The organism is Ignavibacteria bacterium (assembly GCA_016707005.1).
Taxonomy (GTDB): domain Bacteria; phylum Bacteroidota; class Ignavibacteria; order Kapaibacteriales; family Kapaibacteriaceae; genus UBA10438.
In genome coordinates, this window is sequence record JADJIQ010000005.1 from 869,851 (window position 1) to 888,158 (window position 18,308).

The window sequence follows — 18,308 nt, forward strand, 5'->3', positions numbered from 1 at the left end:
GACGCCGGGAGTCACTCCGGGAGAGTAAGACACCGGGAGTCACTCCGGGAGAGTAAGACGCCGGGAGTCACTCCGGGAGAGTAAGACGCCGGGAGTCACTCCGGGAGAGTAAGACACCGGGAGTCACTCCGGGAGAGTAAGACTCCCGGCATACGCTCTCAGCGTCGGACAGTTAAACCCCTGCGCAAAGCTCGTTTCGCCGTATCGGCGATAGTACTTCCGAAACGCGCTGTGATTGACGCGGCCCAGAGGATTGACCACATACGACCGGCGAGTAAGGCCTAGGGCGGTTAGCTGCCTGTTCCTGTCGCACAGCGCGAGCATGTACTCGGCCTCACTTCGCTCTGCTTCGGAGCTGGCACGGGCACTCGCTTTCCTGTATGCTGCGATTGCCCTACGCAATGAATAATAATCGGCATTCGATCCGATCGATAGTGAGTTTCGCGATCTGTCGGGCATTTCCTTAAAGGCCAATGTACGATAGGTCGTTTCATTGGATGCCTTTGAAGGTTCATCCTCCCCACGCTCCATCCTCGACAACCGCCATGAACTCCCGTAGTAGGTAATGCTATACAAAGCATGTGCTCGGTCGAGTAGTGTTCGACATGAGGCGTTTGCCAACTTTGCCGACTCCTCCAGCGTTGCTAGACTATCGTACAACACCGAGGCTCGCCATCTTCTCAGCGTAACCCGTCGTTTACCTACATACCGGGGCCAGAACGGTTCGAGGCCGTTCACGTCGGAAATGCTATAGATGTCTACACCCCGAACGCTCTCCCATGCCCGTGCAGACGTTGCTGCATCGCGATATCTGCCCTCGGACGCATACGCACATGAAAGTCGTTGATGCATGTATTCGAGGGAAGGGGGCTGTCCAGTGCTCAAGAACCGTGAAACGTTTGGCAGCTCCTTTCCTTCGAGAATGCGAAGGGCGGTGTTGAGCATTGTCGACGTAGCGTATGGCTCATAGTCGGCTACCCATTGACCGTACAAGAAGTAGGTGCTGTATAAGAACGCAAGAGCCGTGTTACCGTTCCTGGCATATTCCCGAGACGCGAGCTGCGCTAACGACGTTGCTACCCACATCGAAGTAGTGTCCGGTGTAGGTTCTGGTTCTTGACGAACCTCAAGCAAAAGTTTTGCAAGTCGCTCCTGCTTAGCCATACCGTGGATCTCGCCTGTTGCGATGTAGTGGTAGGCGAGTAACACTGCATGCTGGTGATCCAGTGCCTTCGTTGGCCGATGCTTCATCGACGTGAGCTGCTCAATAGCGGCTCGATGATCATGACGTAGTGTGGCGCACTGTGCGAGCATCAATCGTACGTAGCATTCCCACTCTGCGTTCTTGAGGGGCAATGTAGAAGTGAGAAACGTTTCAAGCTCGATGATGCGATCAACCTTCGGCACACGTTTGCGACCTGTGTTCCATTCTGCAAGATCATCTTCGAGTTTGTTCAGTTCTCGTGTAGCGAGAAAGATCCAATACCGTGACGATGGATCCAATCGATAGACGCTTCTCACATCTGCCATTCTCGGCAATGGGTCGCGCATCGAGAGCATCGTCTTCAAGATCACACGCTGACGCTTCGATGCTCTCTGAAACGTTGCATCAGTAACGTGGGGTTTGGTGTCCAACAGCTGTAGGGCACGAGGTCTCTTTGATGGACACATGTCGAAGACCTCACACACGGCAAGATTCGCATCAACCGGTCTGTTCTTCGTATGAAGTGCCTCCACATACCGCAAGAGAATCCACCGTTGAATGGTTGTCGTTGCAGGCTTACCGCTGAACTCCTTATCAAGAACGTACACAACAGCGTCTGGCAGCGGGTATGTTCGCAGCCATTGATAGAGGTAACGCTGTCTGAGCCATTGAGGTGGTTGGCGCTGGAGCCCCTTCTCTGCCATAGCCCGTGCTGCTGCATAGTAATGATCCAAACGATACACCCAATCGGCATTGAGCTCTAAACGCTCGATCTCTTTCGCCAACTCGAGATACGTGAGTACTTCGCGATTCTCAGGTCTGCACACGTACGCAATGAACGTGTTTCCAGGGAATCGTTCTGTTAGGGGGCGAGCATCTGTAGAAGACTGAAACGCGCTAGGGTCTGTGTGGTAGAGAATAATCTCTATGTCGCCTCGACGTACCGAGGATCCAAGAGCAGTCATCCACTCGCTGATGTTGTTGGATGCGTCTACGCCATTGGGATCAACAGACGCTACCGTGCGGTCATATCTCCACGTGAAGAACCAGGTGCGGAGATCGGTGAGATCGCGCAGTCCCCCTGTCGTCAAGAGGATCTGCACGTCCGATCGTTCTAGTTCATGCGCACATGCTCTGGATTCATACAGCAAACACGTGAGACAGGAGATCAGAATCAAATACTTCTTGAAGATCATTCGGAGTATATGCTCTTGAGGACGTGAATTCCGATTCGTTCGAATTCGGTCGTGTCGAGGTCGAAGAGGGCGCTCCCGGCGACACGATCATGAGGTATCGTCGTGGAGATGTGATCATGCATTGCGCGGAGCAGATCGGCAGTGCCGCCGTCTACACGAACCACATCGCCCCTTCCGATACGAAGGTCAGCGATCATCGTGTCTGATGTGAACGTATGGCGGCCTACGGGCAGATCCGAATAGATGATCCGTGCATATCGCCAGCTTTCGGCGTTGTTCTGCATATAGACCGTTTGACGGTACGTTGGATAGGCCACGTCGAGCATGAGTGGGTAGGTCCGTGCCGTTTCCGTCTGGACATAGAGTTTCAGCTTCTCGATAGATGCAATGGCATTGTCCGTCCATGGATCATCATATCGATCCATGTTGTAGCACATCAGAAGTCCTCGCTTTACCGGTGGAATACCGGCAAGCGATGGATGTCTGTACTGCCAAAGTCGGATGGTTGTCTCAACCGATGTAGATGGCAGAAGGGCTTGAACATATTGAACGAATTGAAAGTAGGTCGTGCGTGTTGATGGAGTCCAGTCGCAATCAAGGAGAAGCCTTTGGAAGGTCGGCCGAATAGCGATGCCTGCTGCCGAATGGATCACTGTATCGATCTCCCGGAGATATCGAACGAGTCGATAGGCAAGTCCATGCAGCTCAGTGCTATCATGAGCGTCACGCAGCACATCCGGATCCAGGAACACCGTAGGAACAATGGAGAGCCCCTTAACATTGAGCTCACCTTCCGGTTGAATAGGTTGCACTGGACGAGCACCACTAACAGAGTAGCCCGATACATCTAGATAGCGAACGTAGAGAGTTGAGACCTTCATCTCATCAAGCATGGCGCGCTCCCTACTACCAATGGTAAGGGTGGTGCGCCAAAAGAAGACCGACCGTTCGTGCCCTGCATCTAGGGCGAGCTCCGATGTGTCCGGCGGAATACGCGTTGACGACATACAGAGCAGGCCGCAGAGGAGGGAGAGGAGTAAATGTCTCATGGAGACTGGACTCTATGCGAGTCGACGTTTCGTTGTGATCGCATGTGCGAGGTAGGCCATCGGGAAATACGCACCGACCAGATCCAGTGCCATGAACCACGTAGGCGTCGAAGGAATCTGCATAACCATCATCACGCCACCGATGAAGAACGTGGCTGCCACGATCAGCGCGGGGAGTCGAGATGATGTTCCGGACCACTTTGCCGCAATGAATGCACCGACCAGCGTCCCAAGAGCATGTGCAAGGAACGGGACAATGAAGTTCGCCACCGTGAACTGCTGCATCGCCCCTTCGATCCCTTCCGGCGTATTCGGGTCGAAGCCCGCGGGAAACGGAACAACCATCATCCCGGCTTTGAGCGTAGCCATATTGGTCATGGCACCAACGATGATGCCCAGGAGTGTGAGAAGGATCTGGCGTACGAGTGGTGGCATAGGAGGTCTCCGAAGTGTAGGGCGATTTTACGGAAGAACGTCCACATACCTCACGCCGGGAGAGTAACACTCCGGGAGTGACTCCGGGAGAGTAAGACTCCGGGAGTGATGCCGGGAGAGTAAGACTCCGGGAGTGATGCCGGGAGAGTAAGACTCCGGGAGTGACTCCGGGAGAGTAAGACTCCCGGAGTCAAAGAACACGCGATTCGGCAACTTTGCACCAATGAAGCCCCCCTCAGATTCCCTCCATAGCCTCATTCATGCACTGTCTCCCAACGAGAAACGGTACATCGCTCTGCGCTATTCCAATGAGGTGGAGTCTCACTACGTTACGCTATACAGCATCATTGAGCAACAAGAGGTCTATAACGAGACGGAGGTGCTGGAGCGGATCGCGGAACGACATGGCTCGGTCCGACTCCCCATGCTGAAGAAATACCTGGAGCAATCGCTCATCGGCATCCTCTGCGACTACCATGGCGCCTCGGGTTCGTCATGGCAGCAAGCGCGGATCCTGTTCGTTGGGAAGATTCTTCGGAATAAGGGGCTGAACAAGATGACGGGCCGACTGCTCCGACAAGTACGTAGTGCTGCAGAGAAGGACACAAACGCTCTTACCCTGCTCGCTGCAAACAATATCGAAGTGTCGTTTGTGAATGATATCTATGGACTCGATAGCTCAGCCATCCAAGATGCTCTGTATACCGAAGCGCAGCAAGCAATCAAGATCCTCGCAGCAGATGTAGAATACGTCCACCTCCAGAGTACAGCACAACGACTTATGCGCGAAGCTCATGAGGGTCAAGAAGGACGTGCACTGCGCGAACTTCTCGCCCATCCGTTTATGCAGGATGGATCGCCTATCACCTTTAAGCAACGCATCACCTATACAAGCATTCGTAGTCGCATCCATGTTCTGCTTGGCGAAACGGATCTAGCGTTTCATTATGCACAGATGAACATTGACGCGTGGGAGTCATCACCGTCGTTTCGAGATGAACATGCCGTAAGCTATGCCGGAGCATTAACGAATTATTACAGCCGGGCTCTGCAGGCTACGCGGTATGATGTGCTCGATGATATTCATGCTCGACTCCAACAACTCAGCGATGAGTCGCATGAACTTCGACTCTGCAAGTTTCAGGTACTCACCCAACTCGATAATGTCTTGGCATTATTGAAGGGGGCCTTCCACGATAGTACAGAGAGATTGATCTCGTTTGAGGCTCGCCTCGCAGAATATGAACGGTATACAAATCACTACATCGTGCGAAGCATCCGAGCAGGATTTGCCTACGTGTTCCTTCTCTCCGGCAATTGGTCCGACGCACATAAGCAGATCGCAGCGACACTCCTCGACACTCATGCACTCGATCACGTCGTAACCTCAATGCGGGTTATTCAATACGCGGCGTTGTTTGAACTGCAACTGTTTGACCTCATTGAAAGCTCCTACCGTTCGGCAAAACGCTCCACACGCACGAAAAGCAAGATGTCGGACCACGAGAAACATATGCTCGAACTTGTCCGCACATTCATGCTTGCACGGTCCGCAGAGGAAGTGCGTGCCGTAGCTCAACAGGAACTCCAACGTGAAAATGCGTTGTATAAAGAGCTGACAAAGTCCGACGCGATGCTGAGCTACGTACTGCGATGCTGGCTCATATCGCACGCCCAGGGAACGTCGATCGCCAAGGTTTCCGTGGCAGAAAGTCCGGGGCGACAACTCTAGCCCATTCGTGGGAACCTGATTTACGAGGGAAGTTGGTTTCACCATCCGCAATGGATGCCCTAGGTTTCGTTCCATGAAACCTCTCCTTTGTCTCCTTGGGCTTGTGCTAACGTCGTTCATGGCGCATTCTCAGCCCCTTCTCTCCTCCCCAACCAGCGGCGCAACAGACCAACCGCTGGATGTGGTGCTGCAGTGGCGCCCCACCGGAGCACCCACCTACCAAGTCGAATGCCTTCGTACGGGGTCCTCGGAACCTGATGTGGTGCTGTTCTCCGCATCCGGATCGGTAGTGGCTAAGGGGCTTGATTGGTTAACTCAATACCGTTGGCGAGTGCGAGAGATGGACTCAGTGCCCGGACCGTGGAGTGCTGAAGGAACGTTTACAACGGAGGCTTCGGGTAGCCGACCTGTTCCGGTCTCCCCGGCGCACGAGGCTATTGGTGTAGCTCCGATGGTGGTGTTTCAGTGGACAGATGACACACCGTCATCGCAGTATGAGCTGCAGATAGATACCACAGACTTCGTTGCTACTTCGCAAACGTTCACAAGCAGCACGCTATCGATCACGCAGGTCTTGCTCCCGAGCACGGACTACCGCTGGCGGTTGCGTGAGGTATCCGCAGCAGGTGGACCCGGGCCGTGGACAAAGACCATGGAGTTTACCACAGAAGTCCCTCATGGTAATCCAGCTTCAGCGCCGATCCTCCTTGCACCGGCAAACACGTCAACAGTGGAAGGTCAACGCGTGGTGTGCTCGTGGTCTGTCCCTCGAGAAGCCATCGACTATGACCTTCGTCTTGTATCAGATGCTGAAGGGGACACGGGGGTGATCTTCACTGGAATTGAAGACGCCAGCCTCGACGTTCCACTCTCGTCAACCCCCACCACTTGGCACTGGAGTGTGCGTACAAGGACGCAGAATGGCTTGAGCGAATGGTCGGAAGAATGGTCGTTCTCAACTCTCCAGAGTATTGACTCATCACGTCAGATCCCAACACCGGTGCTACCGTTGGACAACTCAACGGTACTCGATGGCTCGCAGGATTCAATAACACTCGAGTGGATTCAGCCCGATAGCGATGTGCAGTTTGTTGTACAGTATGCACTGAATGATGATCTCTCTGATACGTCATCTGTGCAGATCACATCAACACGCTCATTAAGAATTGCCCAGCCTCCTGTTGGAACTGTGGTGCGATGGAGGGTAGCAACGGCAACATGGTGGAGCGTATCGCCATGGTCAACAGAGTTTCTGTTCCGTATTGGTGAGAGTTCCGATGAGCCCCCTTCAAAACCACGGCTCATTGAACCGGCAAATGGAGCAATGAATGTGGATCTCCTTCCATCGTTGTTATGGCAACAAACGCAAGGTTCAGAGTCGTATGAAGTACAGCTCACAGACAGTGAAACATTCGAAACGATAACGTTCTGTATTGGCACTGGAGATACCACAACCGTAGCCGATACGATCCAGCGAGGAAGACAATACTGGTGGAGAGCTCGCGGACTTCGATCATCACTCATCGGTGAATGGTCAGATGTGTATCGTTTTGCGACAAACGCGACATCCGACGTCCAGGACATAAACATAGAATCGGGAGTGGTGATTGCACCACAACCCGCTATCGCTTCTATCCGAGTGATGTTACCAGACCACACCGCCCAGGGAGTACTTGAACTCCTTGATGTTCGGGGCAGACATGTTCGAACGGTAGTTATTGAAGAGAACACACACCATGTCGTAATCGAGGGCGTGGACTTGCCACCCGGATTCTATACGCTGATCGCTCGGTTGGGCGCTACCACTTCGTTCCACTCTGTATCGCTCCTACCATGATCACACTTCCAACACTTCGTTCCGTTGCAGTCATTGTTGCTGTGTGTCTGGCTTCATCGTTCGCACTTGTAGCACAGCAGGGTCCCATATTTCACCGAGCGGATCTCCTATGGAAGGAGCCCTTTCTCGCTACAGGAAAGGGAAGGATCGTAGGTGTGTTTGAGGTAGGGGGCTTTGCAAACATCTATCACACAGAGTTTGTGTCCAAGCGCGTTACAATGCCGATCAACAGCGACTCAGCAGGATTTGCTGAGCACGCCACGAATGTCGTAAGCGTCATTTGTGCACGAGGCAAGAAGCCATCAGCAAAAGGGATGGCACCAGAGAGCAAGGTTCAGAGTTACTATCTCGATCAGATCGAAAGTGAAGCGAAGGTCTTCTCAAAGCTGTTTACAACCCAGAAGTTCTCTGTTTCCAATCACTCCTATGGTATCGGATACGGGTGGCGCACCAGCAGCACGGGCAAGTGGCTATGGTATGGTGCTAATCCACAACAAGGAGTTGACCCATTCGGCGCCTACCTTGCCTCGTCGAGAACGTTTGACTCTGTGGTCTATGCATCGAACTACGTTATTCCTGTTGTTGCAGCCGGCAATGAACGCGGAGATGTGCCAAAGAAGGACTGTACTGTAACAATTCAACGGCCAGGATTTGCCAACAACACCTACAAGTATGACCCAGCTACATCATTGGCCATCTACGGACCGAACGGAGGAGTGGATGGATTTGATGTGCTTCCTCCAACAGCAACAGCGAAGAATGTTATCACCGTTGGCAGCCTCAAAGAGGATAACGTGTTGTCGTCTTTCAGTTCTACCGGACCGACAAATGATGGTCGGATCAAGCCGGATCTTGTTGCGTTAGGCGAAGACATCGTTGCTGCCGGGAGCGAATCCAATCTCAACGGATACACCACTACGCAAGGAACGTCCTTTGCAGCGCCCGCAGTTGCAGGGGTGATAGCACAGTTGCAACAGTACTTTGTTCGGATACATGGGGTGGATATGCTCCCAAGTACCGCAAAGGCAGTTCTCATCCACACAGCGATAGATCAAGGCCCAGCCGGACCCGACTTCAAATACGGATGGGGTGTTATCGATGCCGAAAGTGCGGGATACCAGATAAAGAATGGCTTTGACGACGGTGGATTTTCGCTGAACGAGTTTCGGCTTGTCCAGAACGTGAACCAGCACTTCTATGTAAAGGCAAAGAGAGCCGACCGAAAGCTGCGCATAACGATAGCCTGGAGTGATCCGCCTGCAACGGTTACCGAAGGTGGTGCCGTAGAGGCTGCGTACAAAACCGACACGATGCCGAAGCTTGTGAACGACGTCGATATGTGGATCGATGTGAAGGCGAACGGGAATGTCACCGAGCTTCACCGACCATGGATCCTCAACTTCAAGAACCCGAAGGCCTTGGCAACACGCGGTAGAAATTTCCGTGACAATGTTGAGCAGGTGGTTATCGACAATCCCGTTGTTGGCAAGATCTATCGCGTAAATGTTGTCACAAACGGTCCACTCGTTGGTGGCGAACAACTCTTCTCACGGTGCATCAGCAATGCCGATCTCTACCTGCCCCCTCCTGAGAACATAACAGCAACATCCTCCCTTATGCACACGAAGGAAGCAGACCAACCACAGGCGTTTTCTGTGAACATCAGTTGGCAGCGCGTCCCCGAAGCAGCAGTGTATAAGCTGCGATATAGGAAGGTCGGGACGGCGTTGTGGATCATCAAGGACGATCTAAAGACCAACAGCACCATCATCAACGGTATTGAGTTGGCCACCTATGAGATTCAGGTGATGGCAAGGCGCGGACCATACACATCGTTGTATACCACGATCAAGAAGACCTTTACCGTCACGCCAAAGGTGCCTACGCAATGTGTTGCAGGGAAGATCACACCAACCAGTGTTACGTTCAGTTGGGTGGGTGACCCTAATGCACAAGCGTATCGAGTGATCTACATCCCGGTTGACGGAAGCAATACATCGAAGCAAGAGAACTGGAGCGTTGCCAATGCCGTTGGTACGTCAGTGAAGGTCAATGGACTTGTGTCTGACGGTAGATATGCGTGGGCTGTTCAATCCGTCTATGCGGACAACATCAAGAGCGAATATTCGGCGACCCAGTTCTTTACGCTCGGCAATGACTGCAACACCTACGAGTCCAACAATGCCATAGACATGGCAAAGCCAATTGATGTAGACAGAGTGCTCAACGCGCGCGCATGTGCCAACGATGTGAGCGACTGGTATTCCTTTGTTGTCTCGCCGGATCGAAAGAACATCCGAGTGATCCTTTATCAACAGCCCATTGCCATGAAGATGTCGCTCTACAAACGCGTTAACGGCAATGCAACCCTCATTCTCGAAAGTCCCGACAATGCAGACGGGCTAAAAACAAAGTACCTCACAAAGAACGCACTGGATCCCGGCACCTACTACCTACGCGTCTACAAAGCAGATCCAGGGCAGTCTGCGGAAGGGGCTCCATATCCGTTTACTGTGAGTACCAAGAGCGTCCCTTATTGAGCGCGCGCCTCCGGGAGCGTCTCCGGGAGAGTAAGGCTCCGGGAGTGACTCCGGGAGAGTAAGGCTCCCGGCATGACACCGGGAGAGTAAGACTCCCGGCATGACGCCGGGAGAGTAAGACTCCCGACATGACTCCGGGAGAGTAAGACTCCCGGCATCACTCCGGGAGACAGACGATGATTACGTATCTGTGGGCTCGAAGTCTATGCTAATGCGGGATGCACCTACATCTGAAGATGTGTTCCAACCGTGTATCTCGGAATAGGCATAGGTGAATTCAGCGCCGAACAATATGATCATGGACGAATACGAGACCCAAAGGAGTATGAGAATAATTGAACCGGCGGCTCCGTATCCCGAGCCTGGCTCTGCCGTGCCGAAATAGAGTCCTAAGCAGAACTTTCCCATTTCAAAGAGAACGGCCGTAACGACTGAACCAATCCAGACTTGTCGCCATTCTACTTTTGTGTTCGGGAAATACTTGAACATGAGCGCAAACGACAGGGACAGAACAAGAAGCGATATCAGGCTGTTCGCTATTTCCAAGGCGATGAGAAGGGAGTCGGAAAAACTGCCGGATATCCAAGACCCCAGTGCTGCTAGTATTGAAGACACTACCAATGATGCGATGAGTACGAATGCTAAGGCCATTATCAATCCGAAGGCGAGAATGCGTGCTTTGAGCATCGTCAGTATCTCTGATTCCGAAGCATCTGCCTTTACCTTCCAAACAGTATTCAATGATTGCTGAAACTGTGCAAACACGCCAGTTGCGCCTAATGCTATCGTTACAACTCCAAGGACTGCAGCCCATAGTGAATTCGCTGATTCGGACGCTTTCGCTGTGATGTCTTGTATTTGCCTCGCTGTATCTGCGCCCATCGTTGACGTGATTTGGGCCGAGATTTGTCCGTTGATGGCATCTTGCCCAACGAAATACCCAACAACGGCAATGATCACGACTAGCAGTCCGGGCAACGAGAATATGGCGTAGTACGATATAGCCGCACTTTCTTTAAACGGGTCATTCCTCCACCATGCTTTGAGAGCTGCTTTTAAGGCCTTTAGCACTATTCGTAGATGCTCTTTCACTTTTTCTTCTTCGCCTTATCGTTATTGCCCAGGTTCAGTGCGAGCATGTAGGCGTGTTTAAGGGAAACATCAACCTTAGGTTTCGCGGTGTTATCTACGTAGCGCAAGTGGTCGCCCACTCTACAGACAGGTCTAGCTCTTTGTACTTCTTCTGCATTGTGTGCGTTTCTGTTGTGCGCATTGACACCCGTGTGGGTAATCGTTAGCAAGAGCAAGTGATTGTGGCGGTTGTACAGTAGGTGTTACTGTTAGGTTCCGCTTTGCAGGGGATACCGCACGCAACTGACCACCGCATCTAGGGGTATTCTTATTAGCTAGTCCCAATGATAGATTGTAGATGTGATGATTAACAAGGCTATGCCGAGTGGGAATGGCTAAGTGTAATGTGGTGGCTATAAGGTTCTGAGTATGTGAGGTGCGACGCGCGCAACAATCATCTGCCTAACCCATTTGTCGGATATTGGCTTTCATTGGCATCTAAGCCCGACGGTTTTCGCATCGCTTTTCGTGATGGTATTGATTCTATCTTGGGAGCTGTCTGCATTGCTGCTCAGATATGTTGTGACATGGCATGCTAAAAGTAGGGTTGAATAGGTGTAGGATCCCGAGTATCACCGCACCAAGCGCCCCCTCTCCTCGCTCTGTAACGGCAGCATCGGCACGTGGTCGTCGGGATTACTCCCGACGTGACACCGGGAGAGCAAGACTCCCGGCATGACCAGATACCTAACTCTTCGATAGATTTGGCCAGTAAGAAACAGGCGTCACTCAAAACGACCGCTTTGGAATACCACGGCGTATATAGGGGATCCGGCAATGAAGTATTCTGCAATGACATTGATGCCGCTATTGTGCTCGTTCTTTGTTGTTAGTGCCTGCCCCCTTCGTGCACAGGACGGAGTGCTTGATCCTACGTTCGACGGTGATGGTAGGGTTACGACCACGCTTGGCGTCTTTGATGATGTTGCTCAGGCAATAGGTCTTCAGGAAGATGGAAAGATCGTCGTAGCAGGGAAGACATACCTGGTGGATCGGTACGCGTTCTTTGTTGCCCGGTACCTTCCGAACGGTACCCTGGACCCTTCGTTTGGGTTGGATGGTGTAACGGTTACCCCCATAGGTACCGGAAATGCCTTGGCTCATTCGCTGGCTATTCAGCCTAATGGTGCAATCGTAGTGTGTGGGGTGAGCACAGTAGATGGACGAGAGATGATGAGCCTTGCCCGATATGTGGCAAAAACAGGTCAACTAGATCCAAGCTTTGGCGATGGTGGTATCGTGGTAACCCCTGTTGGAAGTGGATGGTCATCAGGTCGCGGTGTAGCGATCCAGCCAAATGGGACTATTGTGGCCGTTGGCTATGCTCAAGTCGGCTCCGATGCACACTTTGCCATCGTGCGCTACGATCGTTTCGGAGTGCCAGATCCAACCTTTGGAGAAGCAGGAGTTGTCACCACGTCGTTTGGCCCTGGAACAGATATTGCCAATGCCGTGTACGTCATCAACGATGATGCAATTCTTGTGGTTGGCACTTCAGAACCAAATGGTGTTAATGCGGACGCCGTGCTGGCGAGATACAAGGGAAGTGGTGCTTTGGATGGAGCGTTCGGTGTGAACGGAATGAAGCGGATCGAACGAACTGGTACGTTTGACGAGTATGGTAATGCGGTAGTCGTTACGCTAGAAGGGTTGATCGTCATTGCAACCAGCTCGAATAACCGATTCGAAGATTTCGTTGCTATCAGGCTTGCTCCCGATGGAACGCCTGATCCGGGTTTTGGATTGGGTGGTGTGGCCTCCACAGACATCGGTCCGATCGTGGAAGTTGGCGAAGCCTCTAGTGTATTCGTGCAGCCTGATGGAAAGGTCGTCACATCGGGTCTGCGAACGAGCGGCTCAGAGGTCAGCTTTGGTCTCGTACGCTACAATATCAACGGTACGATCGACGAAACGTTCGGCGATTCAGGAACGATCACAACAAGATTCGGATCCAGCAGCGACGAGATCTTTGCCTCGATCCTTCAACCAGATGGTAAGATCCTTGTTGCAGGGGGAAGTCACGACGGAACTCAGTCGCGTATTGCTCTTGCCCGCTACAACAACCCAAGCGTGTCTGGGCCCTCCACCGTGCACGATTCTCATGAGCGCACTATCGTTGTGAGCCCCAACCCAGCCACCACGCTCGTAAAGGTGCAGCTCAAATCGCCCCTTGCCAACCCCGAGATCAAGCTCCTTGATCTGATGGGTGAGAGGGGGCAAGTACACACCACGATCGACGGCGTGCAGGTCACAGTCAACACCACAAACCTTGCGCCAGGCACGTACCTGCTCCACATCGCAGATGCCGATGGCATCGTTGCTGTTAGCCCTGTCGTGATCGTCCGGTGATCTTTGCCGGGAGAGTAAGACACCGGGAGTGACGCCGGGAGAGTAAGACCCCGGGAGTGACGCCGGGAGAGTAAGACCCCGGGAGTGACGCCGGGAGAGTAAGACGCCGGGAGTGACGCTGGGAGAGTAAGACTCCGGGAGTGACGCCGGGAGAGTAAGACGCCGGGAGTGACGCCGGGAGAGTAAGACTCCCGGCATGACTCCGGGAGAGTAAGACTCCCGACATGACTCCGGGAGAGTAAGACACCCGGCATGACTCCGGGAGAGTAAGACTCCCGACGTGATAGCAGCCCCCCCCCATAAAACGCAAAAGCCCCGTCTTGCGACGAGGCCTTGAATGAGTACACCGTACGGGAATTGAACCCGTGTTACCGCTGTGAAAGAGCGGTGTCCTAACCCCTAGACGAACGGTGCGTCTGGTAAAGAGAGCCACAAATATAGGAAAAGATTGAGATACGGAGATATGGAGTTACCTAGTTACGAGGTTACAAGGTTACGGGGTTACTGGCTGACGTTATCTTTGTGCGTAACTCCGTAACCCAGTAACCCCGTAACCCCTTAACCAAGTAACTCTCTTTATATGAAACTCATCGGCATCACGGGCGGGATCGGTACGGGGAAGTCCACGGTGGTGGAGATCCTGCAAAAAAGGGGCTGGAAGGTCTATGCGTCTGATGCTACGGCAAAGGAGATCATGGCTTCCGACGCGGTGGTTAGGGCGGAGCTGAAGGAGGCGTTTGGTGAGGAAGTCCTTACGCCGGAAGGGGTTAACGCGAAGGTGCTGTCGGGGTTGGTGTTTGGGGGGTCGACGGAACACCATCATAGGCTGACAACTCTAAACCGGATCGTCCACCCGCGGGTGCTGGATGCACACCTGGCCACGATCGAGGCTGAACGGGAAAAGGGGACGCCCCTTATGGCCATCGAATCGGCTCTGTTGTTCGAAGTGGAGCTGGAAGAGGGGTTCGACTGGGTAGTGGTGGTAGATGCCCCGGAAGAGGTCTGCATCGATCGGGTGGTGAAACGCTCGGGTGCCTCGCCCGATGAGGTGAAACGCCGTATGAGCGAACAAATGTCGATGGAAGAAAAACGCGGATTGGCGGATTTCGTGATCGATAATGGCGGATCGTACGAAGATCTGGAGGGGGCTGTGGGGCTGGTTGCAATGATCTTGGAATCGTTCCCCGACCCTGACTCAGAAGAAGCCCCTTCAGAAGATTGAACAAGTATCTGTTCACACTTGAGAACGCAGGCATTCGTCGTAGTTCCGTAGGTTTGCACCACTGCAAACGTTTCAAGATTCTTCGTCTCAGGAACCACGCCTCATGGCACAACCAACGCATCTCACTGACGATTCTTTCACCACCGAGATCAATGCCGGTAAGGTTGTTCTCGTTGATTTTTGGGCCGCCTGGTGCGGACCATGCCGCGCGATCGCTCCAATCATGGATGAGCTCGCCGGTGAATATGACGGACGCGCTACCATCGCAAAGGTGGACGTAGATAACAACCCACGCGTTGCTATGGAATTCGGCATCCGCTCGATCCCAGCCCTGCTCATCTTCAAGGGCGGTAAGGTTGTTGACACGATCGTCGGCGCCGTACCAAAGGCCTATATCACAGAAAAGCTCAACGCTCAACTGAACTGATCATGGCACGCCCCGCACCATTGAGCGAGGTTGAACTCTCTGAACATCTGATCGACATTCCACTGTGGCGCCTTGACGGCGCCACTCTTGTTCGTGAGATGCCTACCTCTGATTTTGCAGCCGCCATCGGTCTGGTGAACGCCATCGCCCTGCTCGCAGAAAAGATGGACCACCACCCCGATATCCTTGTCTATGGCTGGAATAAGTTGCGCATCACTGTCTCCACTCATGATCAAGGGGCTTTGACGATTTTGGATGTGAGGCTGGCAAAACAGATCGACGCTCTCAGAATTCAGAATAGCGAATAGCGAATAGCGAATTCGTAACCCTGTAACCCTGTAACCCCGTAACCCCGTAACCCCGTAACTACCATGAGCAACATAACCGATGTCTTTGCCCGGGAGATCCTCGATTCACGAGGAAACCCAACCATTGAAGTAGATGTGATCCTGGAAGACGGATCGTTTGGACGTGCGGCTGTGCCGTCAGGTGCAAGCACGGGTGAACACGAGGCTGTGGAGCTGCGTGATGGTGACGCAGCACGGTACGGCGGAAAGGGTGTAAAGAACGCAGTAGAGAATGTTGATGGTGAGATCTCTGAAGCGTTGATCGGCATGGATGCCTCGGATCAACGTCAGATCGATAGGATCCTGATCGACCTCGATGGCACGGAGAATAAGGCCAGACTCGGCGCCAATGCGCTGTTGGGTGCGTCGATGGCCGTTGCCAAAGCTGCAGCGGAGTTCCATGGACTGCCGCTCTTCCGTTACCTCGGTGGTGTACGGTCAACGCTGCTGCCAACACCAATGATGAACATCCTCAATGGTGGACGTCACGCCGATAACAACGTCGATATCCAAGAGTTCATGGTGATGCCGGTTGGCGCTGAGACCTTCTCCGAGGCCGTTCGTATGGGCACCGAAACCTATCACGCTCTCAAGGGTGTGTTGAAGGCTAAGGGGCTCAACACCAGCATCGGTGATGAAGGTGGGTTTGCCCCCTCCCTCGCCTCAAACGAACAAGCGCTGGATGTGATCATGGAGGCAATTCATAAAGCCGGTTATAAAGCTGGTGAGGATATTGTTCTTGCCCTTGACGTTGCTGCGAGCGAGATGGTGAAGGACGGCGGATATGTGATGTATAAGTCGACGCAGGAGAAACTCTCCACTGCACAGATGGTGGACTGGTATGCAAAGCTTGTGGAGACGTATCCAATCGTGAGCATCGAGGACGGCATGGGCGAGAACGACTGGGAAGGATGGAAGGCACTGACCGACGCAATTGGTGAGAAGGTACAGCTGGTGGGCGACGATCTCTTCGTCACCAACGTTAGCTTCCTTGCACGTGGCATTGCCGAAGGTGTTGCCAACTCCATCCTCGTAAAGGTGAACCAGATCGGAACGCTGACCGAGACGTTTGATGCTGTTGCCATGGCGCAGCGATATGGCTATTCCGCTATTCTCTCGCACCGGTCGGGTGAGACGGAAGATGCCACCATCGCAGACCTAGCCGTAGCCCTCAGCGCCGGACAGATCAAGACAGGAGCCCCTTGTCGCACAGACCGCGTTGCCAAATACAACCAACTGCTCCGCATCGAACAAATGCTGGGCGAAGACGCCGAATACGCCGGCGACACGACGATCGCGTAGCTCCGTATCTCTGTATCTCCGTATCTCCGTATCTCCGTAACTCCGTAACTGAGTAACTGCAATGCATAACATCGTCTTTGGAACCGACGGCTGGCGTGGCCTCATCGCGCGTGACTATACGTTCGAAAACCTTGGGCTTGTGGCTCATGCAACAGCACGGTATGTAAAGAAGCTTAAGGCGAAGGGGGCTTCTGTTGTTGTGGGGCATGATACGCGATTCCTCTCGCGTGAGTTTGCTATCGAGACGTCGCGCATCCTTGCGTCGTACGGCATTACGGTGCATCTCACCGATACGTTCTCCAGCACTCCGCAGGTTTCGTTCCACACGCTGAAGAAGAAGGCGCAGATCGGCATCGTTATCACTGCGTCTCACAACCCTGCTGAATACAACGGCTTCAAGGTAAAGGCCTCATTCGGCGGTCCGGCTCTCCCGGAACAGATCGCCAAGATCGAGAAGGAGCTTGCTGCGCTCAAGGGCAAGGCACCAAAAGCGAACGTTGATACTCTCGATGCCTATCTCGCAAAAAAGACAATCAAGCTGTTCGACGCGAAGGAAGCCTACATTAGCTATCTGAAGAAGAAGATCGATTTCGATCTCATCATGAAGAGCGGTGTGAAGCTTGTTTATGACCCGATGCATGGTGCGGGTATCGATTTCATGCACCGCATTCTTCCTGGGGTGTTCGAGATCCACGGCGACTACAATCCGTCCTTCGGAGAAGTAGATCATCCGGAACCGATCGCAGAATGTCTCCTTCCACTCTCAGCTGCCGTTCGGAAGAAGAAGGCTGATATGGGGCTTGCCACGGACGGTGATGCTGACCGACTCGGCGCAGTGGACCATACCGGAGCCTATGTTGATCCGCATAGGATCTTTGTTCTTCTGATGAAGTATCTCTACGAGGATAAGAAGCGCAAGGGTGCTGTTGTGAAGACGGTGTCTCTATCCTCTATGGTGAACTTGTATTGCGAGAAGAACAAGATCAAGCTCCATGAAACACCTGTTGGGTTTAAGCATGTAGCAAAACTTATGTCCGAGGAAAAGATCATCATCGGTGGCGAAGAATCGGGCGGACTTGGCACCTCACTTCATATCCCTGAACGCGACGGCGTCTTCAATGGCCTTCTCCTTCTGGAAATGATGGCCACAAAGAAGAAGTCCCTCAAACAGCTATGCGATGACCTGGATGTTGAATTCGGTACACATCGCTATCGCCGCCATGATGTGCGCGTTACTGAACAACGCAAGAAGTCGCTCCTAGCAGCACTTGCAAAGAAGCCAATGACCATCGGAAACCACAAGGTCCTGCGCATCGACACAAAGGACGGCTTCAAATTCTACGTAGAGAATGGCTGGCTTCTTGTGCGTACGTCTGGCACAGAACCACTCATCAGATTCTACGCAGAAGCAAACTCACTCGAAGTGGTAGATGAGCTTCTCAATGCTGCTCTGGTGATGAAATGACAAGTGACTGGTTACTGGTTACTAGTTACTAGTTACTGGTTACTAGTTACTAGTTACTAGTTACTAATGACA

13 protein-coding genes and 1 tRNA gene are annotated in these 18,308 nt (G+C 52.9%); 9 read left to right on the forward strand and 5 right to left on the reverse strand.

Features of this window, described 5'->3' with window-relative positions:
- Positions 1 to 123 precede the first annotated feature (123 nt).
- The 3 genes from IPI29_12015 to IPI29_12025 are packed head-to-tail and all read right to left on the reverse strand — an operon-like array spanning position 124 to position 3,884.
- Positions 124 to 2,400: a hypothetical protein gene (locus IPI29_12015; protein ID MBK7413272.1), complete on the reverse strand. Its 2,277-nt coding sequence runs from the start codon at positions 2,398 to 2,400 to the stop codon at positions 124 to 126.
- Positions 2,397 to 3,449 carry a hypothetical protein gene (locus IPI29_12020; GenBank protein MBK7413273.1) on the reverse strand — a complete coding sequence of 351 codons (1,053 nt, stop codon included), beginning with the start codon at positions 3,447 to 3,449 and terminating at the stop codon, positions 2,397 to 2,399. Before IPI29_12020 ends, IPI29_12015 begins: the two co-directional genes overlap by 4 nt.
- A 12-nt stretch (positions 3,450 to 3,461) precedes the next feature.
- Entirely contained in the window at positions 3,462 to 3,884 is a 423-nt protein-coding gene (locus IPI29_12025) for a hypothetical protein (protein MBK7413274.1), read from the reverse strand.
- Positions 3,885 to 4,107: 223 nt separating this feature from the next.
- On the opposite strand from IPI29_12025, the gene IPI29_12030 reads away from it, so the two are divergent.
- From IPI29_12030 to IPI29_12040, 3 genes are all read left to right on the forward strand, one after another.
- The gene (locus IPI29_12030; GenBank protein MBK7413275.1) at positions 4,108 to 5,616 is read left to right on the forward strand and encodes a hypothetical protein; all 1,509 of its coding nucleotides are present in this window, start codon (positions 4,108 to 4,110) and stop codon (positions 5,614 to 5,616) included.
- Between the two features lie 73 nt (positions 5,617 to 5,689).
- On the forward strand, positions 5,690 to 7,453 hold the full coding sequence (locus IPI29_12035; protein ID MBK7413276.1) for a hypothetical protein: 1,764 nt from the start codon (positions 5,690 to 5,692) through the stop codon (positions 7,451 to 7,453).
- Positions 7,450 to 9,993 carry a S8 family serine peptidase gene (locus IPI29_12040; protein MBK7413277.1) on the forward strand — a complete coding sequence of 848 codons (2,544 nt, stop codon included), beginning with the start codon at positions 7,450 to 7,452 and terminating at the stop codon, positions 9,991 to 9,993. The genes IPI29_12035 and IPI29_12040 overlap by 4 nt, the downstream gene beginning before the upstream one ends.
- A gap of 180 nt (positions 9,994 to 10,173) precedes the next feature.
- On the opposite strand, the gene IPI29_12045 is transcribed toward IPI29_12040, so the two are convergent.
- On the reverse strand, positions 10,174 to 11,064 hold the full coding sequence (locus IPI29_12045) for a YihY/virulence factor BrkB family protein (protein MBK7413278.1): 891 nt from the start codon (positions 11,062 to 11,064) through the stop codon (positions 10,174 to 10,176).
- Between the two features lie 837 nt (positions 11,065 to 11,901).
- Here IPI29_12045 and IPI29_12050 point away from each other — a divergent pair.
- Positions 11,902 to 13,473 carry a T9SS type A sorting domain-containing protein gene (locus tag IPI29_12050; GenBank protein ID MBK7413279.1) on the forward strand — a complete coding sequence of 524 codons (1,572 nt, stop codon included), beginning with the start codon at positions 11,902 to 11,904 and terminating at the stop codon, positions 13,471 to 13,473.
- Between the two features lie 342 nt (positions 13,474 to 13,815).
- On the opposite strand, the gene IPI29_12055 is transcribed toward IPI29_12050, so the two are convergent.
- Positions 13,816 to 13,887, reverse strand: a tRNA-Glu gene (locus tag IPI29_12055).
- 166 nt (positions 13,888 to 14,053) lie between these two features.
- Here IPI29_12055 and IPI29_12060 point away from each other — a divergent pair.
- The 5 genes from IPI29_12060 to IPI29_12080 all read left to right on the forward strand — a co-directional run bounded on the left by IPI29_12060 (position 14,054) and on the right by IPI29_12080 (position 18,236).
- Entirely contained in the window at positions 14,054 to 14,695 is a 642-nt protein-coding gene (locus IPI29_12060) for a dephospho-CoA kinase (protein ID MBK7413280.1), read from the forward strand.
- Between the two features lie 103 nt (positions 14,696 to 14,798).
- The gene (gene trxA, locus IPI29_12065; GenBank protein ID MBK7413281.1) at positions 14,799 to 15,122 is read left to right on the forward strand and encodes a thioredoxin; all 324 of its coding nucleotides are present in this window, start codon (positions 14,799 to 14,801) and stop codon (positions 15,120 to 15,122) included.
- 2 nt (positions 15,123 to 15,124) lie between these two features.
- Entirely contained in the window at positions 15,125 to 15,430 is a 306-nt protein-coding gene (locus tag IPI29_12070; protein MBK7413282.1) for a 4a-hydroxytetrahydrobiopterin dehydratase, read from the forward strand.
- 63 nt (positions 15,431 to 15,493) lie between these two features.
- Positions 15,494 to 16,771: a phosphopyruvate hydratase gene (eno, locus tag IPI29_12075; GenBank protein ID MBK7413283.1), complete on the forward strand. Its 1,278-nt coding sequence runs from the start codon at positions 15,494 to 15,496 to the stop codon at positions 16,769 to 16,771.
- A gap of 61 nt (positions 16,772 to 16,832) precedes the next feature.
- Positions 16,833 to 18,236 carry a phosphoglucomutase/phosphomannomutase family protein gene (locus IPI29_12080; protein MBK7413284.1) on the forward strand — a complete coding sequence of 468 codons (1,404 nt, stop codon included), beginning with the start codon at positions 16,833 to 16,835 and terminating at the stop codon, positions 18,234 to 18,236.
- Positions 18,237 to 18,308: the final 72 nt, after the last annotated feature.